21 protein-coding genes are annotated in these 23755 nt (G+C 64.5%); 5 read left to right on the forward strand and 16 right to left on the reverse strand.

The window, feature by feature from the left end; genetic code table 11:
• Nucleotides 1-131: 131 nt before the first annotated feature.
• The 4 genes from LJ655_RS24295 to LJ655_RS24310 form a co-directional block, all read right to left on the reverse strand.
• Nucleotides 132-1337 carry a polysaccharide biosynthesis/export family protein gene (locus LJ655_RS24295; RefSeq protein WP_230563756.1) on the reverse strand — a complete coding sequence of 402 codons (1206 nt, stop codon included), beginning with the start codon at nucleotides 1335-1337 and terminating at the stop codon, nucleotides 132-134.
• Nucleotides 1331-1786: an arsenate reductase/protein-tyrosine-phosphatase family protein gene (locus LJ655_RS24300; RefSeq protein WP_230563757.1), complete on the reverse strand. Its 456-nt coding sequence runs from the start codon at nucleotides 1784-1786 to the stop codon at nucleotides 1331-1333. The genes LJ655_RS24295 and LJ655_RS24300 overlap by 7 nt, the downstream gene beginning before the upstream one ends.
• 73 nt (nucleotides 1787-1859) lie before the next feature.
• Nucleotides 1860-3290 (reverse strand): UDP-glucose dehydrogenase family protein, encoded by a 1431-nt coding sequence (locus LJ655_RS24305; protein ID WP_230563758.1) that lies wholly within the window; start codon nucleotides 3288-3290, stop codon nucleotides 1860-1862.
• Nucleotides 3291-3371: 81 nt separating this feature from the next.
• Nucleotides 3372-4769, reverse strand: coding sequence for an undecaprenyl-phosphate glucose phosphotransferase (locus LJ655_RS24310; protein WP_230563759.1), 1398 nt, complete (start codon nucleotides 4767-4769; stop codon nucleotides 3372-3374).
• 595 nt (nucleotides 4770-5364) lie between these two features.
• Between LJ655_RS24310 and LJ655_RS24315 the strand changes: the two genes are divergently transcribed.
• Nucleotides 5365-6936 carry a mannose-1-phosphate guanylyltransferase/mannose-6-phosphate isomerase gene (locus LJ655_RS24315; protein ID WP_230563760.1) on the forward strand — a complete coding sequence of 524 codons (1572 nt, stop codon included), beginning with the start codon at nucleotides 5365-5367 and terminating at the stop codon, nucleotides 6934-6936.
• A 71-nt stretch (nucleotides 6937-7007) separates the two neighbouring features.
• Here the strand turns inward: LJ655_RS24315 and LJ655_RS24320 are convergent, their stop codons facing one another.
• Both LJ655_RS24320 and LJ655_RS24325 read right to left on the reverse strand, forming a co-directional pair.
• On the reverse strand, nucleotides 7008-8285 hold the full coding sequence (locus tag LJ655_RS24320; protein WP_230563761.1) for a transposase: 1278 nt from the start codon (nucleotides 8283-8285) through the stop codon (nucleotides 7008-7010).
• Nucleotides 8286-8737: 452 nt separating this feature from the next.
• Entirely contained in the window at nucleotides 8738-9037 is a 300-nt protein-coding gene (locus LJ655_RS24325) for a YciI-like protein (protein WP_230563762.1), read from the reverse strand.
• 455 nt (nucleotides 9038-9492) lie between these two features.
• Between LJ655_RS24325 and LJ655_RS24330 the strand changes: the two genes are divergently transcribed.
• The 3 genes from LJ655_RS24330 to LJ655_RS24340 all read left to right on the forward strand — a co-directional run bounded on the left by LJ655_RS24330 (nucleotide 9493) and on the right by LJ655_RS24340 (nucleotide 11445).
• Complete coding sequence (locus LJ655_RS24330) at nucleotides 9493-9789, forward strand: PsiF family protein (RefSeq protein ID WP_230563763.1); 297 nt, start codon at nucleotides 9493-9495, stop codon at nucleotides 9787-9789.
• A gap of 232 nt (nucleotides 9790-10021) precedes the next feature.
• The gene (locus tag LJ655_RS24335; protein ID WP_230563764.1) at nucleotides 10022-10471 is read left to right on the forward strand and encodes a hypothetical protein; all 450 of its coding nucleotides are present in this window, start codon (nucleotides 10022-10024) and stop codon (nucleotides 10469-10471) included.
• A 386-nt stretch (nucleotides 10472-10857) separates the two neighbouring features.
• Nucleotides 10858-11445 carry a BPSL1445 family SYLF domain-containing lipoprotein gene (locus LJ655_RS24340; RefSeq protein ID WP_230563765.1) on the forward strand — a complete coding sequence of 196 codons (588 nt, stop codon included), beginning with the start codon at nucleotides 10858-10860 and terminating at the stop codon, nucleotides 11443-11445.
• Between the two features lie 171 nt (nucleotides 11446-11616).
• Here the strand turns inward: LJ655_RS24340 and LJ655_RS24345 are convergent, their stop codons facing one another.
• The 10 genes from LJ655_RS24345 to mltG form a co-directional block, all read right to left on the reverse strand.
• Nucleotides 11617-12684: a glycosyltransferase family 4 protein gene (locus tag LJ655_RS24345; RefSeq protein ID WP_230563766.1), complete on the reverse strand. Its 1068-nt coding sequence runs from the start codon at nucleotides 12682-12684 to the stop codon at nucleotides 11617-11619.
• 220 nt (nucleotides 12685-12904) lie between these two features.
• Nucleotides 12905-14317: an alpha,alpha-trehalose-phosphate synthase (UDP-forming) gene (otsA, locus tag LJ655_RS24350; protein ID WP_230563767.1), complete on the reverse strand. Its 1413-nt coding sequence runs from the start codon at nucleotides 14315-14317 to the stop codon at nucleotides 12905-12907.
• A 128-nt stretch (nucleotides 14318-14445) separates the two neighbouring features.
• Nucleotides 14446-15669 (reverse strand): mechanosensitive ion channel family protein, encoded by a 1224-nt coding sequence (locus LJ655_RS24355; RefSeq protein ID WP_230563768.1) that lies wholly within the window; start codon nucleotides 15667-15669, stop codon nucleotides 14446-14448.
• Between the two features lie 158 nt (nucleotides 15670-15827).
• Entirely contained in the window at nucleotides 15828-16184 is a 357-nt protein-coding gene (locus tag LJ655_RS24360; protein ID WP_230563769.1) for a Rap1a/Tai family immunity protein, read from the reverse strand.
• A gap of 125 nt (nucleotides 16185-16309) precedes the next feature.
• Nucleotides 16310-17041, reverse strand: a complete 732-nt coding sequence (locus tag LJ655_RS24365; RefSeq protein WP_230563770.1) for an ankyrin repeat domain-containing protein — start codon at nucleotides 17039-17041, stop codon at nucleotides 16310-16312.
• A gap of 51 nt (nucleotides 17042-17092) precedes the next feature.
• Nucleotides 17093-17884 carry a TatD family hydrolase gene (locus tag LJ655_RS24370; protein ID WP_230563771.1) on the reverse strand — a complete coding sequence of 264 codons (792 nt, stop codon included), beginning with the start codon at nucleotides 17882-17884 and terminating at the stop codon, nucleotides 17093-17095.
• Between the two features lie 70 nt (nucleotides 17885-17954).
• Nucleotides 17955-18470: a GNAT family N-acetyltransferase gene (locus tag LJ655_RS24375; RefSeq protein WP_230563772.1), complete on the reverse strand. Its 516-nt coding sequence runs from the start codon at nucleotides 18468-18470 to the stop codon at nucleotides 17955-17957.
• Between the two features lie 45 nt (nucleotides 18471-18515).
• Nucleotides 18516-19568, reverse strand: a complete 1053-nt coding sequence (locus LJ655_RS24380) for a DNA polymerase III subunit delta' (protein ID WP_230563773.1) — start codon at nucleotides 19566-19568, stop codon at nucleotides 18516-18518.
• A 94-nt stretch (nucleotides 19569-19662) separates the two neighbouring features.
• On the reverse strand, nucleotides 19663-20283 hold the full coding sequence (gene tmk, locus LJ655_RS24385) for a dTMP kinase (RefSeq protein WP_230563783.1): 621 nt from the start codon (nucleotides 20281-20283) through the stop codon (nucleotides 19663-19665).
• Entirely contained in the window at nucleotides 20283-21293 is a 1011-nt protein-coding gene (mltG, locus tag LJ655_RS24390; protein ID WP_230563784.1) for an endolytic transglycosylase MltG, read from the reverse strand. The genes tmk and mltG overlap by 1 nt, the downstream gene beginning before the upstream one ends.
• A 1253-nt stretch (nucleotides 21294-22546) precedes the next feature.
• Here mltG and ygfZ point away from each other — a divergent pair.
• Nucleotides 22547-23599 carry a CAF17-like 4Fe-4S cluster assembly/insertion protein YgfZ gene (ygfZ, locus tag LJ655_RS24395; RefSeq protein WP_230563774.1) on the forward strand — a complete coding sequence of 351 codons (1053 nt, stop codon included), beginning with the start codon at nucleotides 22547-22549 and terminating at the stop codon, nucleotides 23597-23599.
• The last annotated feature ends 156 nt before the right edge of the window (nucleotides 23600-23755 follow it).

Here is a 23755-nt window from a genome sequence, read left to right on the forward strand (position 1 = left end):
AGAGTTGATTGCTCACAGTTCGATCCCGTGTCGTTGGCTTCGGCTTTCGCGTCAGCGGTACTTCTGCTTTCGTTGCGCATCCCGCGCCGCCCGCATGACAGCGGCGCGGAACGCGCTTTCAGCCAGGACGCTCAGCGCGTCAGCTGCTTCAGATAGAACAGCGTCTGCACGCTCGGCAGCACCTGGTTCAACACGCGGTTGAACGTCGTCGATGCGGCGGTGCCCACGTACACGACGTCGAGCGGCTGCAACTGGAACTGCGAGCACAGCATGATCGAGTCGGGCTGCGTCATGTCGAGGCGGAACACCTCGGGCGTGGTCGGATGCTCGCGCATGCCGCGCATCACGAAGATCTGGCGCGGGTTGGCGTCGGTGTTCGTGATGCCGCCACTCTGCGTGAGCGCGTCGGCGATCGTCATGCGCCCACGGATGATCGGCACCTGGATTGGCGTCTTCACTTCACCCATCACGAAGATGCGGCTGTCGGTGCGGTCCGGCACGTTGACCACGTCGCCGTTCTGCAGCATCACGTCCTGCGTGGTGTCGCCCTGATCGAGCATGCGATCGGCGTCGAGCACATAGAGCTTGTGGTTGCGCGTGAGGCGCACGCGCTGGATGTCGGCGTCCGGGTTCGTGCCGCCCGAGCGCGTAATCGCGTCGACCAGCGAAAGCGGCACGTCGCTGATCGCAAGCGGTCCCGGCTGCTTCACTTCGCCGGTGACCTGCACCTTCTGGCTGCGATAAGACAGCACGCGCACGTCGACCTGCGGATCGCGGATGAAGCGCACGAGGCCTTTGGTGAGCTGCTCGCGCAGCTCGCTCGTGGTCTTGCCCGCCGCCTGGATGCGGCCGACGAACGGGAAAAAGATCGTGCCGTCGGCGGCGATGGTCTGGCCGTACGGATCGGCCTGGCCCGGCAAGGCCGCCGTGTACGGCTGCTGCAGGGCACCCGCGATCGTCTGCGTGGTATTGCCGCCCGATGACAAGGTACTGCCCTGCGGCGTGGTCAGCTCGGGGTGATCCCACACGGTGATGCCGAGAATGTCCTGCGGCGCGAGGTGGTACACGTAGTGAGACCGGTCGGGCAGCGCCGACGGCGGCAGCGGTTGCTGTTGTTCGGCGGCGGCCTTCGCCTGCGCCATGATCAGGTTGCCGTCGATCAGATGAACGGGATAGGTTTCGCTCGACGGCTGATCGTGGTCCTCGAGCCGCGAGGTGTCGAGATAGTTGCCTGGTGCGGTCGCGCAGGCCGACAGAATAGACGTCAGCAGAAGCGAGGCGGCGAGCTTTGCGCGCAAGCTCGCGCATGAATGTGCAACGAGGGTTTTCTTCAGCATATTTTCTTCAGCCATCCCATGACCAGATGTTCGATGAGCACGAGACTCTTTCTGTATTCGTCTTCCGCGCGGCCGTGCGGATCGGCGACGTCCGAGTCGGCTTCCCACTTGCCGAGCGGATAAACCTTGCCGCGCGCGGCGGGATCGAGTGCTTCGACCTCGCCCACCTGGGCGCGCTCGCTCACCAGCACGAGATCGGCCGCCCGCACGAGCGAGCGGTCGAGACGCCGCGCGTGGTGATTGTCCGCGGCGACGCCGCGCTCAGCGAGCAGGCGCCGCATCACCGGGTCCATGCCGTTGCCGTTCACCGCGCGAATGCCCGCCGAATGAAACGCGATCGGCGCGGCGCGTCCACGCGGGACGCGCGCCTGAACTGCCTTGAACAGCATCTCGGCGGCGGGCGAGCGGCACACGTTGGCGTGGCACACGATCAGAACGTTCTCGAACATGGCGGAATCCTTCGTGGCGCGGTGCTCGGCTTGCATCGTTCGGGCGGTCGGTCCTGCGGCAATCACGGCGGCCTTAGCGGCCGGCCGCTTCCGCCTCCGGCACCAATCCGTGCGCGCCGACCCGAGCCGGCGCATTGCGCAGCGCATGCCGCCGGCCGATCGCGTGATACTCGATGCCGAGTTCGAGCAGCACGTCCGGCTCGTACAAATTGCGGCCGTCGAAAATCAAAGGCGTTTTCAGCATGCGCTTGAGCGCATCGAAGTCCGGGCTCTTGAAAACTTTCCATTCGGTCATGATCACGAGCGCATCGACGCCGCTCACCGCTTCCATCTCGTCGTTCACGAACGACAGGCGCGCATGCTGCTGCGGCACGTCCTTCAGATCGAGCGCGAACACGCGTTTCGCTTCGTCGATCGAGACCGGGTCGTAGGCCTTCACGCGCGCGCCACGGCGCAGCAGCCCGGCGATCAGCTCGCGGCTCGGCGCCGCGCGCATGTCGTCGGTGTTCGGCTTGAATGCGAGGCCCCACACGCCGAACGTGCGGCCCGTCAGATCCTCGCCGAGACGCGCGACGATCTTCTGCGCGAGGATGTGCTTTTGCGCGTCGTTGACCGCTTCCACCGCTTCGAGAATGCGCAGGTTCGCACCCTGATCGGCCGCGGTGCGGATCAGCGCCTGCACGTCCTTCGGAAAGCACGAGCCGCCATAGCCGCAACCGGCGTAGAGGAAGTCATAGCCGATGCGCGGATCGGAGCCGATACCACGGCGCACCGCCTCGATATCGGCGCCGATACGATCGGCCAGATTCGCAAGCTCGTTCATGTACGAGATGCGCGTCGCGAGCATCGCGTTGGCCGCGTACTTGGTGAATTCGGCGGAACGCACGTCCATGTACAGCGTGCGCTCGCGATTGCGGTTGAACGGCGCATACAGGCGCTTCATCAGCTCGCGCGCCCTTTCGCCGGGCACGTCTTCGTCGCAGCCGAGCACGATGCGATCGGGCCGCGTGAAGTCCTCCACTGCCGCGCCCTCCTTCAGGAACTCCGGATTCGACACGACCGAGAACATGTGCTCCGCCCCGCGTGCGGCCAACTCCGCGGCGACCACTTCGCGCACGCGCGAGGCGGTGCCGACCGGCACCGTCGATTTGTCGACGATCACCTTGAAGCCGTTCATATGGCGGCCGATGTTGCGTGCTGCCGCGAGCACGTATTGCAGATCGGCGGAGCCGTCCTCGTCGGCCGGCGTGCCGACCGCGATGAACTGGATGTCGCCGTGCGCGACTGCAGCCTCGACGTCGGTGGAAAACGTCAGGCGCTTCGCGCGGCGATTGCGCGCGATGATCTCCTGCAGCCCCGGCTCGTGAATTGGCACGCCACCGTTGTTGAGCACGTCGATCTTGCGCTCGTCGACGTCGAGACAGAACACGTCGTGGCCGATGTCGGCCAGACACGCGCCGGTCACGAGGCCGACATAGCCGCTACCGATGATCGTCAGGTTCATGGATTGCACCTCGATAAATGAAGTTGATTCAGGAATGCGCTCGCGCGATGCGTGGCATCGGCGCGGCCCGGCGCACCACGTTCAATAGGCGTTGCTGCCCGCGAAGCCCTTCCACAGCGTCAGCACGACGATCTTGATGTCGAGCCAGAAGGTCCAGTGCTGCATGTAGTACAGATCGAGCTTCACGCGGCCCATCATCTTTTCGATGCGATCGGTTTCGCCGCGATAACCGTTGATCTGTGCCCAGCCGGTGATGCCCGGCTTGATCCGGTAGCGGTGCATGTAGCCCTTCACCAGATCCTTGTAGATGTCGTCGTGCTCGAGCGCATGCGGACGGGGACCCACCACCGACATCTCGCCGCGCAGCACGTTGATGAACTGCGGCAGCTCGTCGAGGCTCGTGCGGCGCAGAAACGCGCCGACCGCGGTGATGCGCGGATCGCGCCGCGTCGCCTGGGTGACCTGGCCGGCCGCTTCCGTGTGGACCTTCATCGAGCGGAACTTGAAAATCTCGAACTCGCGGCCGTCGATGCCCTTGCGCCGCTGGCGAAAAAATACCGGTCCGGGCGAGCTGAGCTTCACCATCAGCGCGATCACGAGCATCAGCGGCGCGAGTGCGGTGAGCGCGGCGAGCGCGAACACAGTGTCGAACACGCGCTTGGGCAGCACGCGCAGATCGGTGATCGGCGAGGCGGCCAGGTTGATCGCGGGCACGCCGAGCAATTCGACCATCGGCTGATTGAACAGCGTGAGGCTGCCGACGTCCGGAATGAAGCGGATGTTCACGAAGTCGTTGCGCAGATCCATCACGTAGCGATGGATCGCCTTCTCCTTCGAGATCGGCAGCGCGAGCCACAACTCGCGGATCGCGCGCTGCCGCACGAGCTGAATCATGCGCTGATAGTCGCGCTCGACCGGCACGCCCGCGATCGCGTGCGCAGCGTCCGCATCTTCGCCGTGACCGATCGTGCTGTCCTCGTCGAATACGACGACGGGCGTAAAACCCGCTTCGGGACGGCTGCGCATCTGCTCGATCAGAAAGCGCCCGTAGGGCGCGCCGCCGACGATCGCGACCGCGCGCTGATTGAAGCCCTCGCGGCGCAGCCCGCGCAGGATCGAATAGACGATCACCTTCGTGACGACCAGCAGCACGATCGATGCGAGCGCCCAGTACACGAGCCACAGCCGCGACAGGCTGTCCGAGCGATGCACGCTGAAGCTGATCAGCACGCCGGCCACCTCGACCATCAGCCAGCCGCCCGCCACGCGCGAGAGCAGATCGTAGAGCGGCTTGCCGCGCCACGACTGATAGATGCCGAGCGCCGGGAAGAACACCACCACGAGCAGGCAGCCGAATGCGAGCGACACGCTTTGCATGTCGTCGAGCCAGACCACCCTGCCGCTATGCACAGCCGCCGCCAGCATCGCGCCGAGCGCGACCATGGCGATATCGATGATTCTCGCTAGAACGCTCAGCATGCGCCGCCTCTCTGTTGGTCAGTCAAGTGGGATCCGTCGCCTGGTTGAAATGGGTGCCGCACCGGTGTTGCGTCATTGCGCTCTTTATTTCCCTTCTGCCTGTTGCCTGAATGAGACCGAATGCCAGGATCGGAAAAGCCGACTCCAAATGAGTGAATACCCTTGTACATAGCTCAATAAAGCGGGATTAAAATTCACAAGACAAGGCTGCAAAATATCTCAAATTGTATCGGTCAATATTTCGCTAATTTTTTGACGTTTTGTTCGGCAATTGTTGCCGCGGCGCGGCTCGATCGCTGCATCCGCACATACGATTCGAGCCTTTCCTCAGCGCAGCCTCTCCTTTCATGCGAGCTTGGTCTGTGAGACACGCACGACCTGCTTGCAGTCATTCTTGCCGATCATTAAGCGTAAAAAAATGCTCGCCTATTTTTTTGAAGTAATTTTTATTTTTTAATAAGTTGGCCGGTCATTTTTTCGTGCATTTCGAATAAAGAATATGCGCTTTTTATCCGAATTGTATTTAACGCGCTTTTATTGATTCTCGACTTCGTGATAAAACTCGACGCACTCATCCAGTCTCGAGGAGATCCACATGACAGCTACGGCTCCGGTCACGCCCAACGGCACCCGGCCCACCCCCGCGCAATCGCCAGTGTCCTCAACCGCGGCGAGCGTCAAGCTCAAGGTTCATCCCGTGATTCTCGCGGGCGGCTCAGGCACCCGTCTGTGGCCGATGTCGCGCGAGCAGCATCCGAAGCAGTTGATCGGCCTGCTCGGCGAAGAGTCGCTGCTGCAAGCAACAACGCGCCGTCTCGACCTGCTGGAAGCGGGCTACCCGCTCGCGGGCGAGCTCGTGGTCGTGGCCAATGAGGAACAACGCTTCACGACGGCCGAGCAGTTGCGCACGAGCGGCAAGCCGAGCCGGCTGATACTCGAGCCCGTGGGCCGTGACACCGCGCCCGCGCTGACGGTGGCTGCCTTGTCCGTCGCCGCCCAGGACGTAGACGGCATCATGGTCGTGATGCCCGCCGATCACGTGGTCTCCGACAGCGAAGGTTTTCACGCGGCGGTCGCCGCCGGCGTGCAGCATGCGGCAGCTGGCCATATCGTCACGATGGGCATCGTGCCCACTCGTCCGGAAACCGGTTATGGCTATATTCGCATCGGCGCGCCGCTCGATCGTGCCGCCACGCCGGATGCTACGGATGCCGAAGCACCTGAACGCCTCGTTGCGCACCGGCTCGACCGCTTCGTCGAAAAGCCGCATCTGGAACTCGCGCAACGCTATGTCGAATCGCGCGAGTACTGGTGGAACAGCGGCATCTTCATCATGCGCGCCTCGACGTGGCTCAAAGCGATCCGCCATTTCCAGCCGGCCATTTACGAAGCGTGCGAGGCGGCCTTCACGGGCGGCAAGTCGGACGGCGACTTCTTCCGGCTGCAACGCGATGCGTTCAGCGCCTCGCCGTCGAATTCGATCGACTACGCGGTGATGGAGCAGCTCGGCGGCGACCAGGGCATCGCGCCCGGCGTGGTCGTGCCGCTCCAGGCTGGCTGGTCCGACGTCGGCTCGTGGGACGCGATCTGGGACATCTCCGAGAAAGACGCTGATCGCAACGTGGGCCGCGGACGCGTGATGTTCGAAGGCGCCAACTCGACCTTCGCGCATTCCGACGGGCGCCTGATCGCCTGCGTCGGCACGCAGGATCTCGTCGTGGTCGAGACCGCCGATGCGATTCTCGTCGCCGACCGCTCGCGCGTGCAGGACGTCAAGAAGATCGTCAACCGGATTCGCGAAGACGGCGGGCTCGAAGCGGCCAATCATCGCAAGGTGCATCGTCCGTGGGGCAACTACGATTCCGTCGACACCGGCGAGCGCTTTCAGGTGAAGCGCATCGTCGTGAAACCGGGCGCACGGCTCTCGTTGCAGATGCATCATCACCGCGCGGAGCACTGGATCGTCGTGCGCGGCACCGCGCTCGTCACGCGCGGCGAGGAACGGCTTCTCGTGTCCGAGAACGAATCCGCCTATATTCCGCTCGGCGTTACGCATCGCCTCGAAAACCCGGGCAAGATGCCACTCGAAATGATCGAGGTGCAGTCGGGCTCGTACCTCGGCGAAGACGACATCGTGCGCTTCGACGATACGTACGGACGGAAGTGAAGCACGATCGGGCGCAATCCGGAAGCGAGAACCTGTGGCCGCGTAAAGCGGCCACGGGCACCGCCGGGCGTTCATCCCACGTACGAGATGAGCTCCTTGTAGGCGGCTGAAAAGCGCTCCGTGGCGCTGCTTTCGGTCGTCACCGCGGGTGGGCTTGCCACCCCCGCGCTACCGGCGTCGGACGGATAGCGGCGCACCGGCGCGCGCAGTGCATGCGACGATGAATTCAGCGGCGCGTGCAACGGCGCGCCGTGATTTCCCGTGTAATTCGCCATGCTTTTGCCCGACGGGGGTTCCGGCACATGAGGCGAGCCCGGCAACAAACGGCCCGCCGCTCGCTGCGCAGGGTTGACCGACACCGGTGCTGACGCGGACTCGGCGCTTGCATGGGTCAGCGTCGTGGCCGCCGCGTCGGTTGCGCTCTCGCGATCGATCCACTGACGCCCCCAGTCGAGCGCGAACTGCTGCGCGTGCTGAGCATCGGCAAAGCGCGGACCGATGAGGCCGGAGCGCTCGACGCGCTTGCCGTCCCTCATGATCTCCGCCCACGCGCGATACATCGCGCCCGGCACTTCCTCGACCACCACGTAGATCAAATAGCCACGCGAATCGGCGACCTGCATGCCGCGCGGCGCGAGGACCATCGATAGCGAGGGGCGCGGCTCGCCGGCCGAGACCGGCGCGCTCGCCGCGCCAAGCGCATCGGGCGCGGGCGGCATGACATCGGTCACGCTCGTCGTATCGCCCTGCCCAGCGGCGGCTTCGGTGTGCGTCACCGCCTCAGCTGCGGACGCCGCGGGCGCGGATGCCGCGTGAGGGGCCCCCGCATGGGCGGCCCCCGCGTGGGCGGCCCCCGCGTGGTGAAGCCCGGACAACTGCCGCGTGATGTCGGCGATCGGATCGGCCGTGCGCCATTGGCTCAGCGCGCTGGCGCCGCCCGGCGCCTGCCACGACTCGGGACTCTTCCACGACACGCCGCGCAGACTGTTGTCTTCGCGCGGGCTCGGGGTTTGCGCAACCGGTGCCGCGGGTCTGGCCGTAACGGGCGGCGCCGGTTGGGGAATGTACGCGAACGTGCGGCCACGCTGCGACAATAGACGGACCATTTCGAGCAGCGTGCCGTTCAGTTGCCACTCTTCAAAGCGGCGGCGGCACGTTGGACCGGACGGATAGCGGCCGGGCAGCTTCGACCACGGCTCGCCGGTGGTCAGAATCCACAGCACGGCATTCGTCACGATGCGCGGTTCGGCGCGCGGCCGGCCACGCCGGTTCAGACGGACGGCCGGCTCGTCAGAGACGAGCGGCGCAAGCAACGCCCATTCGTCGTTATTCAGTTCGTCGAAAAACATTGGATTTTCTCCACGCGGCCTGGCCTGGCAGCGGCGTTGAGCCTGCCACGAATTCTCACGATCCGTGTGCGGCCCTCGGTTGCACAAATTTGTTTTGTCCGTTCGCTTTGCCGGAACAGTCCGCCCACACGTGGTGCGGCTCATCCCTATTGCGAAGCACAAAACGCGGTCTCACTCGTGCATGGGAAAATTTGTGCACGAAGCATACCATCCGATCCTTGGCGTGAACACAATTTAGACATCTGTTACCGAAAGAAACAAAATTGTCGGTTTCGCTGCGTCGATTCTCGTATTGGCGTAACAGAGGCTACCGCTTATCTGGCGTCGGATCGGTGTATTGCAAAGCACAATGCCGCGTAAGCAGGCCGAATAGCTTTTCGAAATGCGATTGCCGAACCCGGAAGCATTTCAATGCGTTTCGATGGCGGGCCGATCGTCGATTTCGAGCGAGGTCAAACGCGCACCGGGTTCGATGCGTGCTCGCCGACCACCGTGGTCCATTCGCGCACACGCCAACGCGTGACGAGTCCGGAAAGCACGTAGGGATCAGCTTTGGCAAAAGCTTCCGCGACCGCCGGCGACGCACCGGAAAAAAGCAGCACCGCACCGTCCGTCGGCTCCGCGAGCGCGCCGGCGAGCAGGAGTTCGCCGCGCCCTGCCGCGGCCCATGCGAGCTTCAGATGTGCGTCGCGGTACTCGCCGCGTCGCTCCAGGTAGTCGGGCACCAGCTCGTACATCAACAGGTAATGCATGGTGAGTCTCCTTGCGAGGTTGGAGAAGATCGACCCACGGCGGCATCCGCCGGTCACGCTTTTCGCATAACGATGCCCACCGAATTTAATGACGATTTTTTATTCAGTTGCATTCGCAGCAATGCAGAAATTTCAATTCCCTTGAGTAGCGTAGCGCAATAGAACGTAGTGGAATTTCCTTTCAATGCGACTTGAAATAGACGAGCCAATTAACCTGCATCGCATAAGATAATTCGCACTCCCGTTCATTCGGCTCGTTCAAGCGCTGCATCGGCGCTTCCGCCGCCCTGTGCCGGGCAAGCGAACGCAGACCGCTGTCAACCAGCATGCATTTTCGCCCGTTCTCGCAGACGGCGTTTGCCATAATGGATGCGCAGAGCGGTCACCGAATGCCGTCGTCACCCGCGTGCATGAATGACCAGACAACCCTTTCATCACCACTGATGGAGTGTCCCATGAAGATTCGATCCGCTATCGCTACGCTGGTGTTGGGCGCGGTCCTCGTATCGCCGGCGTTTGCGGAGAACAGTCAGCAGACCAAAATGGCCGACTGCAACAAGCAGGCCGGCGACAAAAAAGGCGACGAGCGCAAGGCGTTCATGCAAACCTGTCTGTCCGCGAAACCCGCCGCCGCCGCGCCGATGAGCCAGCAGGACAAGATGAAGATGTGTAACAAGCAGGCGGCCGACAAGAAGGGCGACGAGCGCAAGGCGTTCATGAAGACCTGCCTGTCCTCGGCGCCGGCCAACTGAGCGCAGGCTTGGCCATCTCCCACGCCGGCGCCCCCGATCAACTCGGCGCCGGTGCATCGATTCACTCGCAACACGCTTCGATCGCGTCCCCTCCTTCGCCGTCCAGCCGCCGGAACGCACCGTTTTCTTCTATGATGGCTGCGGAGACGGCCCACCCTCATACATAGAACTAATCAGGAATGCGGGCCGCCATCTTGTCGTTGATGCTACCGAGCATCGATTGGAGGCAAGAATGGTATCGAAGCATAAAAACCGCTGGTTAAGGCGGTGGTTGCTTGTCATCGTCTTCTGGGCCGTGCCCGTGGCGATCGTCGCGGTCAACGAGATGCGCGAGGAAATGTCGTACAACGCGGTCGATCTCGACCGCGCGCTCACCACCTGGAATTTCACCGACGCGCAGCGCGCGGCCGGCGCGCCCGCGCATTGCCACGGCAAGCCCGACGAGGCGAAGGCCGCCGGCTGCCCGGCCGACGTGCTGGCGGCCAACGCGCGGCGCCAGCAGGACGCGCTCGACGAATACAGCGTGCGCCGCTCGACGCTGTTCGCTTATCTGTGGCACGCATTCGTCGGCTATTGGGTCGTGCCCGCGGCGATCCTGTTCGCGATCGGCGCGATCATCGGCATGGTGCGCCGCGCGCTGCGGCGCCCGCCCTCGGTTAAAAGTCCGGCGAACCACGGGTGAGAGGCGGCCGTCCCGCCAGCGCCCTGCTGCAACTCCGCTGCATCGAAACAACACTTTCATTTTCATGTCGATGGCCCGCCGCGCCACGCGAAAATCGGTAAAAAGCGGCGCATCGCCCACCCGGTTCGAACGGCCGGCAGATTCCGGCGCCTCGGGCGCTCTGCCGCCTCGCCCCGTCCGCTCATCGCTCGACGCGTGCTTCGACGCCGGGCCAGCGGCCGGTCAAAGTTACTGCACAGCCTCCTGTGATCCGGCTCAAAGCCTTGTTCCATAAGGCTTTTCGCGTGGTCGCGCGGCGCGCCTTTTGAACTAGCCTGTGTTATAACTGAGAGGCAACCGGGCGGCACCACGACGGTTGCGCCCCGGATCCACGACGGAGAACAACGATGCAAAGACGACACTTCATGTTGAAGACGACCGCTGCGCTTGCTTTCGGAGGCCTTGCACTCGCCGGGTGCACGACGACGGGCAGCACGCCGGAGAACGCCCACATCGACGCCTCGAAACGACAGGCGATCGACGCGAGCGTCGACGGCACGTTGTCCAAGCTGTTTACGACCGTGCCGGGTTCGCGCGAGCTGGTGTCGAAGGCGCGCGGCGTGCTGGTGTTCCCCTCGGTGCTGCAGGCGGGCTTGATCGTCGGCGGCCAGTACGGCGAAGGCGCATTGCGTGTGGGCGGCGCGACCGTCGGCTATTTCAGCACCGTGTCGGGCTCGTTTGGCCTGACGGCGGGCGCGCAGTCGAAGGCGCTCATCTTCCTGTTCATGACGCAGGATTCGCTCGACAAATTCCGTAACGCGGACGGGTGGTCGGCCGGCGTCGATGCGTCCGTCGCGCTCGTGAAGGTCGGCGCGAACGGCGCAATCGACACGACCACGGCCACCGCGCCGGTGCAGGTGTTCGTGCTGACCAACGCGGGCCTGATGGGCGACGTGTCGCTGCAAGGCACGAAGGTCACGCGGCTGAAGATCTGACCACCCCGGCTCGCGCGCCCGATCGCATCGCGGCAAAGGCCGCGCGAAGCGCCCCACTGGGGTTTTCGCACGGCTTTTTGAGGAGCTGCCGCGGGGCTCCGGCTCCCATCAAAGACGACGCTGCGCATCGCACAGCGCCGCCCTTCGCCGGCCCTCTGCAACGATCGCGCGTCAGCCGCCCGACGAATCGACCACCTTGAACCTCGAGCGCTTCTGCGCTCGAATGATCGACTGATACACCTCCACATACTGCCGCGCCATCCGGTGCGACGTGAAGCGTTCCTCGAAGCGCCGCCGCACGCCCGCGCGCGACACCAGGTGCAGGCGGTTGACGGCCGCCACCGCGCCGATCTCGTCCTCGACGATAAAGCCGGTCACGCCCTCTTCGAGCACTTCGGGCACCGAGCCGCGGTTGAACGCAATGACCGGCGTGCCGCACGCCATCGCCTCGATCATCACGAGACCAAATGGCTCCGGCCAGTCGATCGGAAACAGCAGTGCATGCGCGCCCGACAGAAACTCGGCCTTCTGATGATCGGCAATCTCGCCGATGTACTCGACGTACGGCAGGTCGAGCAAGGGCCGGATATCGCGCTCGAAGTATTCGCGGTCGGCCGCATCGACCTTGGCGGCGATGCGGATCGGCAAGCCGCAGCGGCCCGCGATGCGAATCGCCGTATCGACGCGTTTTTCCGGCGAAATCCGGCCGAGAAACGCGAGGTACTTCTGCTCGACCGGTTGCGGCGTATAGAGCCGCTCCGGCAAGCCGTGATAGACGGTGGTGAGCCAGTGCGCCTGCGGCAGCGGGTGACGCTGCGCATTCGAAATCGAGATCACGGGCGCGGTGTTGAACGTGTCGAACACCGGCTGCTGCTCGGGCAGATCGAGCCGGCCGTGCATCGTCGTGACGAACGGCGTGTCCTGGCGCTTGAACACCGAGAACGAGTAGTAGTCGAGGTGAAAATGCAGCACGTCGAACTCTTCGGCCTGGCGGCGCACGAGCTCCATCAGCAGCATATGCGGCGCGATGCGATCGCGAATGCCCGGGTCGAGGCGCAGCGCGCGCGGCCACACCGGTTCGAGCTTCGCGCTCGTGACCGAGTCGCCGCTCGCGAACAGCGTCACGTCGTGGCCCTGCTCGACCAGTGCTTCGGTGATGTACGACACGACGCGCTCCGTACCGCCGTAAAGCTTCGGCGGCACCGATTCGGTCAGCGGGGCGATCTGCGCAATCTTCATATTGTGTCTCCGTGAGCCGACGGCTGGCGCGCAACCCGCGGTGCCGTCGGCGATGGCGAGTATGACAGCGCCATGACGTTGGATCAATGCACGTCGCGCGTGAGCGTCGTGTGCATCGTCGCTGCAGACAGTATTGCCTGGCCTGGGCGCAAAGAGCGGCAGGCCTTGCAATTGCTCGGTGGTGTTACATGCGGCTTACATCCGGTGACAGCGGGCAACATCACTTGTGGCCGCCGCCCTCGCCCGAAGCGCGCGCGGGCACGCTGCGCAGATCGTTGAGAAAAGTATCGCGCCACACGCCGAGATCGTTCTTACGCAGCGCGGCCATGTCGATCTCGTGACGCCGCCGGCGCGCATCGAGCGGCATCTGCAGCGCGCGTTGCAGGGCTTCGCACATGCCGATCGCGTCGTGCGGATTGACGAGCAGCGCGCCGGAAAGCTCAGCGGCCGCGCCCGCGAAGATCGACAGCACGAGCACGCCCGGATCGTCGGGATTCTGCGCGGCGACGTACTCTTTCGCGACGAGGTTCATGCCGTCGTGCAGCGGCGTGACGAAGCCGATCTGCGACTCGCGAAACAGCGACATCAGCTTCCAGCGGTCGTACTGCTGGTTGAGGTAGCGGATCGGCGTGTAGTCGAGCCCCGAGTAGCGGCCGTTGATGCGCCCTGCTTCGTATTCGAGATCCTGGCGGATCTTCTGATAGGTCGCGACGTCCGAGCGCGTGGGCGGTGCGATCTGCACGAGCGTGACGTTGCCGCGCCATTCGGGTGAGCGTTCGAGCAGCAGTTCGAACGCGCGAAACCGCTCGACCAGTCCTTTCGAATAATCGAGCCGGTCGACACTCATGATCAGCTTGCGTCCTTCGAGGCTCTGCTTCAGATCGAGCACGTGCTGGCGGCTTTCGTAGCGCTTCGCCTGCTCGGCGATTTCGTCGGGGAACACGCCGATGCGGTAGACGCCGGTGCGCAGCCGACGGCCGAACGCCTCGACGATGCCGTTCGCGCTCACCGTGCCGCGCGCATGACGCGTCACGTAGTCGTGAAACGCCTGCTGGTCGGTGACGGTCTGGAACCCGAGCAGGTCGTAGCACGACAGCGACTTCACGAGCTCTTCATGCGGTGGAATATTCAGCAGCAGCTGCGGGGCGGGAAACGGAATATGCAGGAAGAAACCGATCCGGTTCGTCACGCCTTCGCTGCGCAGCGCCTCCGCGAACGGGATCAGATGGTAGTCGTGAATCCAGATGATGTCGTCGGGTTCGAGCAGCTTCATCAGCTTGTGCGCGAGCCATGCGTTGACGCGCCGATAGCCCGCGTATTCCGCGCGCTCATAGCGCGCGAGGTCGTTGCGGTAGTGGAACACCGGCCACAGGGTCGCGTTCGAGAAGCCGCGGTAGTACTGGTCGTAGTCCTTGCGTGTGAGGCCGACGGTCGCGAAGGTCACCGCGCCGTCCTGTTCCAGCATCGGCCCCGCGTTGGCGATCGTTTCGCTGACCACGTCGCCGCTCCAGCCGAACCAGACACCGCCTGCATCCTTCAGCGCGCCGAACACGCCGACCGCGAGTCCGCCCGCCGATCCTTTGGTCTCCGTCGGCTTCGCGACGCGATTCGACACGACGATCAGTCGGCCCATGTTGCATCTCCTCCGTAGTTCGTTGCGCGTCCCGCGCCCCCTGAGCGGACGTGGTGCGCCCCAACGGTAGCAATCGACATGCCCGCGCATCGATTGGCGATTCGCGATTCGCGATTCACGACGTGCAGCTACGCCTGCTCCTTCGCCTTCTGCGCGGCCTCGGCCGTGCCAGGCCGGCCGAGGCGGCTCGCCACCGGGTCGGCCTCGGTATGCGCGGCGGTGCTGCCGGCCGGCGCCTGCCGGCTGCGCGGCTGCCAGTCGGTCGGTCCCGCGCCGCCAGTCTCCGGCGCCCCCGACACCTCGGCGCGCGCGCGCGGCAGATATTCGGGGTAGTGACGGTGAATGAAATCGAGCAGTCCTTCGCGCACGCGGCAGCGCAGGTCCCACGCGAGGCCGGAATCGGGCGCGCTCACGAGCGCGCGCAGTTGCATCGCGCGCTCGGTGCAGTCCGTCACCTGCAGCACCTGCACGCGGCGGTCCCACTCGGGCGCGCTCTCGACGATGCGCGCGAGTTCCTCGCGCAGCGGCGCGAGCGGCATCCGGTAATCGACGAACAGGAATACGGTGCCGATGATCTGCGAGCTGCTGCGCGTCCAGTTCGTGAACGGATTCTCGATGAACCATTGCAGCGGCACGATCAGCCGGCGCTGATCCCACAGCCGCACCGACACGTAAGTGCCCGTGATTTCCTCGATACGCCCCCACTCGTTCTGAATGACGACGACGTCGTCGAGGCGGATCGGTTGCGACAGCGCGATCTGCAAACCGGCGATCAGATTGCCGAGCACCGGCCGCGCCGCGATACCGGCGACCAGACCGGCGACACCAGCCGAGGCGAGCAGGCTCGCGCCGATCTGGCGCACGTTCGGCAATGTCATCAGGGCGCCGCCCACGCCGATGAAGACGATCACGATCATCACCGAGCGCGCAAGCACGCGCGCCTGCGTATGGATGCGGCGCGCGTGCAGGTTGTCGGCGGTATCGAGCGGATGGGCGCGGACGATCGCTTCGCCGATCCCCGCGGCCACGCGCACCGACAGCCACGTGAGCGCGGCGATCAGCGCGATGCCGGTGACGTCGCGCATTGGTTCGATGAAGTTGAGGGTATCGGGCGCCTCGGACCAGACCCACGCGAACACGAGGATCACGAGGGCGAACAGCGACGGTTTGTCGATGTAGCGCAGCACGACTCTCGTCAGCGGATAGGGCTGCGCGAGGCGCATCACGATCCGCGCGCCGAAGCGGTGAATGCCGATGGCCACGATCGTCACGATTGCCATCACGATCAGCGCGCCGAACCATGTATGCAGCGGCGCGGCGGCCACACGGTAGAAGTCGTCGATAGTAGGCATAACGGGCATCTCCTCCGTGCTCGGTGAGCGGCGGCGCGCCTGCGGGACTACTGGCCTCCAGGATCATCGCCGCCAACGCCAGCGATGGATCTCGACGCCCGGTGCACACGATCGCACCGGGGTGGTACAACGGTTCTCCGATACCCGGCGGTTATCGATCAGCCACCGCTCTTGCAGGGAAACGCCTTGCCGAGTCCCAGCGAAATCGCCGTGCTCGCGTTGTAGCCCACGGCATTCGGGTTCTCGGCGATGTACTTGCGCACCGCGTCGGTCAACTGCGCCGAGCGTGCGTCCGGCGGCAGGCAGAAGTACTGGCCGACGCGCGGACCGGTGGTGCCGCCGATCGCGTCGATCGTGTTGAAGATGCCGTCGGCCGCGCCCTCGATGTAGGCCGCGCAGGCGCTACGCGAAGCCACGTCCGTCTTTGTGCACAACTTGTTGAGGTCGCCCCCCGTAAACGCGGCTGCCGAAAGCGGCAGGGCAAGCGCGCCGGCGAAAATCAAAGCCCGCAGCATGGTGTTCCTTTCCAGGGTTGTTTGTCACGCGGTCTTTCTGCCGCATCGGGACGGCGCGCCGCGCGGCGCGCCAAAGTCGTCATTCTGCACTGTTTTGCGCGGCAGCAGACCGGCTGCCGAGTGCATCATTGCTTCTGTTGCTGGGTCTGCTGCATGCGCGCCGTGAGCCCTTCGACGACATCGGGCTCCTTGTAGGTCTTCGCGAAATCGAGCGCGGTCATACCGATCTGATTCTTCACCGACAGGTCCGCGCCGTTGTCGAGCAACAGCTTGACGGTCGACACATGGCCGCCGCGCGCGGCCATCATCAGCGGCGTGGTGCCGTTGGGCGAGCCCGCGTCGACGTAGGCGGAGTGGTCGAGCAGCACCTTGACGATGTCGTCGTGGCCGTTCGCGGCCGCATAGTGCAGCGGCGCCCAGCCCTTCTTGTTGACCTCGGCGTCCTTCGCGATCAGCAGGTTCACCAGGTTCAGGTCGCCGACCAGCGAGGCCATCATCAACGCGTTTTCGCCGGCCTTGTCCTGAATCTCGATGTCGGTCTTCGGATTGGCGAGCAGCGCGGCCGCGACCTTGTCAGACTTCTCGCGCGCGGCGATCACGAGCAGCGGCATGCCCTCGTTGTCGACGCTGTTCGGGTCCATGCCCTTCGCAAGCAGTTTATTGACGCCGTCGACGTCGTCAAACTTGACGAACTTGATCAGCGAGTCGATGGGCGCCGCTTGCGCGGGCAGTGCCACCAGCGCGGCGCATGCGAGCGCAGCGGCGCACGCAAGGCGGCGGGCAGGCGCCAGCGCACGGGCGGCCGGACCGGTGCCGGCCGGTTGGAAAGCAGCGTTCGACGTCGAAATATTTCTCATAGAGTACTTTAGGAAACTTCCCTATCCATTTGATATTACGCGGATTTGATGTCAGGCACCAGCGGGCGCGGCAATCCCGAACAGCCTGAAGAAGTTTTGCGTGGTCGCGGCGGCTAGCGCCTCGTCCGGCATGTCGCGTTGCTGCGCGATGAAGCGTCCGACATAACTGACATACGCGGGTTCATTCGATTTGCCGCGATACGGCACCGGCGCCAGGTACGGCGAGTCGGTTTCGATCAGCAAACGGTCGAGCGGCACGCGGCGCGCGACGTCCTGCACCTCGGTCGCGCTCTTGAACGTCACGATGCCCGACAGCGAAATGTCGAAATTCTGCGCGAGCGCCTGTTCGGCGATCGCCCACGGCTCGGTGAAGCAATGCATCACGCCCCCCGGCTCGCCCGCGCGTTCCTCCGCCATGATGCGCAACGTGTCTTCCGACGACGAGCGCGTGTGGATGATCAGCGGCTTATTGGTCGCGCGCGCGGCGCGGATGTGGGTGCGAAAGCGCTCGCGCTGCCACTCCATGTCGGCGATCGAGCGGCCTTCGAGGCGGTAGTAGTCGAGCCCGGTCTCGCCGATCGCGACGACCTTCGGGTGCCCGGCCAGCTCGACCAGCTCGGCCACGCTCGGCTCGCGCATGTGCTCGTGATCGGGATGCACGCCGACCGACGCGTACACGTTGTCGTAGCGGGTGGCGATGTCCAGCACCGACGGCAGCGTTTCGAGATCCACCGACACGCACAGCGCGTGCGAGACCGAATGGCTGCGCATGTTTTCGAGCACTTGCGGCAGACGGTCCGCGAGTCCTTCGAAGTTGATATGGCAGTGCGAATCGACAAACATGATCAGGTCCTGCGAAAAATGGGCTGGCGGCCGGGCCATTCCGTGCCCGAGGCCGGTTGTTACGGCTTGCTCAGTTGGCGTGCGCGAGGCGCTTGCCGAGAATCACCAGATCGCGCTCGACGCCGTCCAGCACCGCGACGCGCGGCAGCGTGCCCCAAGCGTCGAAGCCGAAGCCGCGGAACAGCCGCACGCTCGGTTCATTGTGGCCGAACACGAAGCCGAGCACCGTGTCGATGCCGAGGCCGGGTGCCGCCGCGAGCGCCGCGGCCAGCAGTTGCTTGCCGAGGCCTTGGCCACGCGCGCTTTGGTCCAGATAGATGCTGACTTCGGCGGTGCGCTGATAGGCGGGACGGCCATAAAAATCGGAAAAGCTGAGCCATGCGATGACGCGGCCCGGCTGCTGCGGGTCCTCGACCACCCACAGCGGCCGCTTCTGCGGACCGTGCGCATGAAACCACGCGTGCCGGCTCTCGACGCTGACCGGTTCGAGGTCCGCGGTGACCTGGCGCGACGCAACGGTCGAATTGTAGATGGCGACGATCGCGGGCAGATCGTCGAGCGTGGCGTCGCGGTAGGAGAGGCTCATGGTGACTAGGCTTGAATGAAAAAGACAGGATGCTTTACGACCGGGTCACGCGAACAGCGAGCGATAACCAATAAACAGTTCCTCGAACACGAGCCGCGCGTTCAGCGGATGGTTCTCGACGGCGCGCTGGCGGGTAACGGTGCGCAGAAAGCGCGCGAATGCATTGGCGTCGGCCTGCCCGGCGCAACGCGCGAGCGCGGCCGACGCCTGCGGGAAATACCGTGGCGAGCCAGCGGTGCGCTGCGCGAGCAGATCGTACATCCAGCGCTGCAGCCAGCCGAGCACGAGCGGCACCGGCAGCTTCTGCAGCGCCTCGCCGCACGCGAATGCGTCGCACCCGGCGCCGGCCGCGAGTTGCTTGAGCGTCCAGTCGCGCAGCGTGCGGTTTTCGTCGCTGGCGAGCGCGAGCGCGGCGAGCGGCGCGCCGCCCGCTTCGGCGAGCAGCGCGGGCGCGTCTTCGGCGCCCTGCGCGGCGAGCCATTGCACGGCGGCGTCCGGAGCGGGCACGCTCATCGGCCACTGACGGCAGCGGCTGATGATGGTCGGCAGCAAACGGTCGATGCGCGCCGACACCATCAGGAACACGACGCCCGCGGGCGGTTCTTCGAGCGTCTTCAGCAGCGCATTGGCGGCCGCGACGTTGAGCGCCTCTGCCGGATACAGCACGACCACGCGTGCGCCACCGCGATGCGAACCGACGCCGACGAAGTCGAGTAGACCGCGGACCTGTTCGATCTTGATTTCCTTGCTCGGCGCGCGGGTCTTCTTGCCTTCGTCGCCATCGGGCTTGTCGGTTTTTTCGGCCTTGTCCTCGGCGCCGTTGGCGGCGCTCGCGGGACCGGCCTCGGCGGCGAGCGCCTCGGGCACCACGATGCGGTAGTCGGGATGATTGCCCTGCGTGAACCAGTTGCAGGCCACGCACGCACCGCAGGGTTCGCCGTTCGGCTGCGGCGCCTCGCACAGAAGACCCTGCGCGAGGTGCTGTGCGAAGCGCAGCTTGCCGATGCCCGCCTGGCCGTGCAGCAACATTGCGTGCGGCCAGTGGCCCCGCAGTTGCTGCAGGCGGTTCCAGTCGTCGGCTTGCCACGGATAGATCATCGTTTATCTTGTTAAATCAATGCGTTGTAAGCGCAATTTCACGTGACACGTGAATTCGCGGACCACCATAACGAAGGATTATATCGCTTTAAAATCAAAGGCTTAAAATAAGTTCTTCAAGTTGTTTCTGGATCCGCGCTATGCTTTGCGAGGAGTCGATGATAGCGAAGCGATGCGGCGCTTCTTCGGCGCGACGCATGTATTCGGCGCGCGTGCGCTCGAAAAACGCCGCCGACTCGCTCTCGAAGCGATCCGGATTGCGCGCTGCGCTGCGCCGCTCGTTCGCGACCGCGGGCGGCAGGTCGAACAACACCGTCAAATCCGGCTGGAATCCGCCCTGCACCCAGCGCTCGAGCGTCTCCAGCTTGTCGCGCGGCAAGCCGCGGCCGCCTCCCTGGTACGCAAAGGTCGCGTCGGTGAACCGGTCCGACAGCACCCAGTCGCCGCGCGCGAGCGCCGGCTCGATCACCTCGGCCAGATGCTGGCGGCGCAGCGCGAACATCAGCAACGCCTCGGTTTCGAGGTCCATCTTCTGATGCAGCACGATCTCGCGGATCTGTTCGCCGAGCGGCGTGCCGCCCGGTTCGCGCGTCATCACCATCGCGCGGCCGCTCGGCGCGAGCTTCGCTTCGAGCCGTTCGCGGAACCAGCCCAGATGGGTGGTCTTGCCCGCGCCGTCGATGCCTTCAAACGTAATGAACTTGCCGCGCGCCATCATTGGCCTCGAATGTATTTGTCCACGGCTTTGTTATGGTCGCCGAGGGTGTCAGAAAAGATGCTGCTGCCGTCGCCGCGCGACACGAAGTACAGCGCGCTGCTTTGCGCCGGGTTCAGCGCCGCCTGCAGCGACGCGACGCCCGGCAGCGAGATCGGCGTCGGCGGCAGGCCCATGCGGGTGTAGGTATTGTAGGGAGTGTCGGTCTGGAGGTCTTTCTTCCTGATGTGGCCGGCGTAGCCGTCGCCCATCCCGTAGATCACGGTCGGGTCGGTCTGCAGCGGCATGCCCGCGCGCAGACGGTTGGCGAACACCGCGGCGACGAGCGGCCGGTCGGATGGCTTGCCGGTTTCCTTTTCGATGATCGACGCCATCGTCAGCGCGTCGTACGGCGTTTTGTACGGCAGGTTCGGCGCGCGCGCGAGCCACGCCTCGTCCAGACGCACGCGCATCAGACGGTACGCGCGGCGGTAAATGTCGAGATCGCTCGTGTCCTTGTCGAACAGATAGGTATCCGGGAAGAACAGCCCCTCGCCGTTGCCGATCGACGCCTCCGGCGCGCCGATCGCGCTCATCAGATCGGCATCGCTCATGCCGAGCGTGTCGTGCTTGAGCGCGGGATTCGCGTCGAGTTCGGCGCGCATACGCTTGAAGGTCCAGCCCTCGATGATCGTCGCCACGTATTCGTTGACGTCGCCGCGCGCGATTTTTTGCAGCACCTCGTACGGGGTAATGCCGCTTTTGAACTCGTAATTGCCCGATTTCAGGTCGCTTTGCAGGCCCAGCAGCCGCGTCATCGCAATGAAGAGCTCGGGCTCGACCGGCACGCCGCCGCGATTGAGCTGCAGCGCGACGCTGCGCAGACTGCTGTGCGGTTTGACGGTGACGTCGAGTTGCGCCGGGGTCAATTCGAGCGGACGGGTGGCCCAGTAGTATCCGGCGGCGATGGCCGCCGCGGCCAGCACAACGACAAGTGCGCCGGCGACGGAACATTTCTTCAAAAGGGACACGACAGGAAAGAAGTAGCGGTTAGATTGCAACGAACTGATTTTCAACGAAAAAGTCTCGCGCCGGTCAGCGTTGGGACTTCGCCGCCTTGCAGGCTTTTAGAACCTTTCCGCCCCGTATTGTATAGATGTGGGCCCGCTTTGGTCACAAGCGCTCCGCCGGCCCCGCGCGGGGCGCCACTCTTCGCCTGCGAATCCACCAGCTGACTAACGAAATCGCCCTTGGCGCAGACACCGAGCCGGTCGGCCTTATGCGCGACGAGGTAGGCGTCCACAGCGGGCACGAGCGGCACAGGAAGCGACGGGCCTACATTCTCGCCCGCACCATCTTGAACATCGAAACCATCCACCGCCCATTTCCTATACCGTCGCTGCCTGCTAGCGTTGCGGTCGGTCTAACAGCGAATAGCATGGAGTCGGGATGCGGTTCAGCCGGAGTTTCATGGACATAAAGGAGGCGTGGGGATTCAGCATTGCTTCATGGTGGCGCGGGGTGGGCGGACAGCTTTCGCGCGAGGAGCACGACGAATTGCAGGTGGCCTTGCAGGCCGCTCGCGATGACTTCTGCAGTGGGCGAGACCGGAGTCGTGGACCCCGGACGTCGTGGGAATGGATAGCCTGCGCAGACTGCTTGGGAGAACGAATGATGCAGCGCGTCCTCCCATCTTCAGAATGAACAATCTGCAGGTCGCGGGGGCAATCTGCGCGAGATTGAACGGGGCAGTCTGCTTTTCGTGCCGTCGAGAAAGGACGTCGAGCGCTACATCGGGGAAGAGCGGATCTGCGCGCAATGATGGAGGCGATCGGTTGCACCGTCGCGCTTGACGACTAGCCGCCTCGTGGTGAAATAGCCTCATTGCAGCGCCACAGTTGCGCCCGAAGCCCGCCTGGTGCGGGCTTCTTTACGCATGTAGCCGTACGACCGCGAGGCGGCGAGCCCGCGCACTATCCCGATCCGCTAGCTCGGCGGCGTAGCACGTCCAGGCGGGGCACCCCTCCACCGTGTGATGGAATTGTGCGTGGGCGAAGAATGGGCACACTCATCGGCATGCCCATCTTGCGCCTGACCATCTGGCACAGCACGCAAACATGGTCCCAGTTTGCGCGCAACCGGCGGGCACGAAGAGCAAACCCTTGCCAAATAAGGCTCTCGGAAAGCCTCTATTCACCAGGGACATACAAAACGCAGAAGGATCGGACTGAATATAATGGCTGCTTGCCCTAGCCAAATTCAGAATTGACTGTTCCCGGAATCCATGAACACACCGCTCGTTAGTGCATCTGGTCAAGCCTCAGCTCACGCGCCCGCCGCATTGCCGGTGCTGCCGCGCCCGTCGGCCGAAGATTTCGCCGCCGTGCTCGACCATGGCGCCTACATGCCGCTGCCGCAGTTCGGCGTGATCGATACGACCGGCGACGATGCGGCAAGCTTCCTGCACGCCCAGTTGACCAACGACGTTCAGCATCTCGACGCCGCGAACGCGCGCCTTGCCGGCTACTGCTCGGCAAAGGGCCGGCTGCTCGCGTCGTTCCTGTGCTGGCGCAGCGGCGACACGATCCGCCTGCTGGTCTCGAAAGACGTGCAGCCCGCGGTCCAAAAGCGCCTGTCCATGTTCGTGCTGCGCGCCAAGGCGAAGCTCGCCGACGCGAGCAGCGAACTCGCGGTGATCGGCCTCGCGGGCGACGTGCGCGGCGCGCTCTCCGGCGTGTTCGATGCGCTGCCCGACGGCGTGCACGTGCAGGTCGACGGCACGGCGGGCACGCTGATCCGCGTGCCGGATGCGTTGGAGCGGCTGCGCTATCTGTGGGTCGGGCCGAAGGCGCAGGTCGAAGCGCTGCTGCCGTCGCTCGACGGCAAGCTCAAATGCGTATCGCCGGCGGTGTGGGACTGGCTCGACATCCGCGCCGGCGAACCGCGCATCACGCAGCCGGTCGTCGAGCAGTTCGTGCCTCAAATGGTCAACTTCGACGTGCTCGGCGCCGTCAATTTCCGCAAAGGCTGCTATCCGGGTCAGGAAGTGGTCGCGCGCAGTCAATATCGCGGCACGATCAAGCGGCGCACGTCGCTCGCCAACGTCGCGGGCGAGCTGGACATGGTCCGCCCCGGCACCGAGCTGTTCCACTCGGACGATCCGGGCCAGCCGTGCGGAATGATCGTCAACGCGGCCTCGGCGCACGAGGGCGGCGTCGATGTGCTGGTCGAGATCAAGCTCGCGGCGCTCGAGAGCGGCGGCGTGCATCTGGGCGCGGCCGACGGCCCGGCGCTGCGCTTCCTGACGCTGCCCTACGGCTTGCCGGCCGAGGTCTGATCGTCGGTCACGGTAAAAAGCGGCGCAATCGGGCAAGCCCATCGCCTAATCTGTTGACGATTTGGTTTGGGTAGACTGACGCCGGCGTTGTTTCGAAGCCCCTTTGAACTTGGTTCTTAGGGGCTTTTTCTTGCCTCATGAACACCAAGCAGCTCA

This window comes from Paraburkholderia translucens, from assembly GCF_020881035.1.
Taxonomy (GTDB): domain Bacteria; phylum Pseudomonadota; class Gammaproteobacteria; order Burkholderiales; family Burkholderiaceae; genus Paraburkholderia; species Paraburkholderia translucens.

Coding starts and splice junctions, on each gene's coding strand:
- LJ655_RS24295 (WP_230563756.1), bottom strand. CDS start 1,337: ATGCTGAAGAAAACCCTCGTTGCACATTCATGCGCGAGCTTGCGCGCA.
- LJ655_RS24300 (WP_230563757.1), bottom strand. CDS start 1,786: ATGTTCGAGAACGTTCTGATCGTGTGCCACGCCAACGTGTGCCGCTCG.
- LJ655_RS24305 (WP_230563758.1), bottom strand. CDS start 3,290: ATGAACCTGACGATCATCGGTAGCGGCTATGTCGGCCTCGTGACCGGC.
- LJ655_RS24310 (WP_230563759.1), bottom strand. CDS start 4,769: ATGCTGAGCGTTCTAGCGAGAATCATCGATATCGCCATGGTCGCGCTC.
- LJ655_RS24315 (WP_230563760.1), top strand. CDS start 5,365: ATGACAGCTACGGCTCCGGTCACGCCCAACGGCACCCGGCCCACCCCC.
- LJ655_RS24320 (WP_230563761.1), bottom strand. CDS start 8,285: ATGTTTTTCGACGAACTGAATAACGACGAATGGGCGTTGCTTGCGCCG.
- LJ655_RS24325 (WP_230563762.1), bottom strand. CDS start 9,037: ATGCATTACCTGTTGATGTACGAGCTGGTGCCCGACTACCTGGAGCGA.
- LJ655_RS24330 (WP_230563763.1), top strand. CDS start 9,493: ATGAAGATTCGATCCGCTATCGCTACGCTGGTGTTGGGCGCGGTCCTC.
- LJ655_RS24335 (WP_230563764.1), top strand. CDS start 10,022: ATGGTATCGAAGCATAAAAACCGCTGGTTAAGGCGGTGGTTGCTTGTC.
- LJ655_RS24340 (WP_230563765.1), top strand. CDS start 10,858: ATGCAAAGACGACACTTCATGTTGAAGACGACCGCTGCGCTTGCTTTC.
- LJ655_RS24345 (WP_230563766.1), bottom strand. CDS start 12,684: ATGAAGATTGCGCAGATCGCCCCGCTGACCGAATCGGTGCCGCCGAAG.
- otsA (WP_230563767.1), bottom strand. CDS start 14,317: ATGGGCCGACTGATCGTCGTGTCGAATCGCGTCGCGAAGCCGACGGAG.
- LJ655_RS24355 (WP_230563768.1), bottom strand. CDS start 15,669: ATGCCTACTATCGACGACTTCTACCGTGTGGCCGCCGCGCCGCTGCAT.
- LJ655_RS24360 (WP_230563769.1), bottom strand. CDS start 16,184: ATGCTGCGGGCTTTGATTTTCGCCGGCGCGCTTGCCCTGCCGCTTTCG.
- LJ655_RS24365 (WP_230563770.1), bottom strand. CDS start 17,041: ATGAGAAATATTTCGACGTCGAACGCTGCTTTCCAACCGGCCGGCACC.
- LJ655_RS24370 (WP_230563771.1), bottom strand. CDS start 17,884: ATGTTTGTCGATTCGCACTGCCATATCAACTTCGAAGGACTCGCGGAC.
- LJ655_RS24375 (WP_230563772.1), bottom strand. CDS start 18,470: ATGAGCCTCTCCTACCGCGACGCCACGCTCGACGATCTGCCCGCGATC.
- LJ655_RS24380 (WP_230563773.1), bottom strand. CDS start 19,568: ATGATCTATCCGTGGCAAGCCGACGACTGGAACCGCCTGCAGCAACTG.
- tmk (WP_230563783.1), bottom strand. CDS start 20,283: ATGGCGCGCGGCAAGTTCATTACGTTTGAAGGCATCGACGGCGCGGGC.
- ygfZ (WP_230563774.1), top strand. CDS start 22,547: ATGAACACACCGCTCGTTAGTGCATCTGGTCAAGCCTCAGCTCACGCG.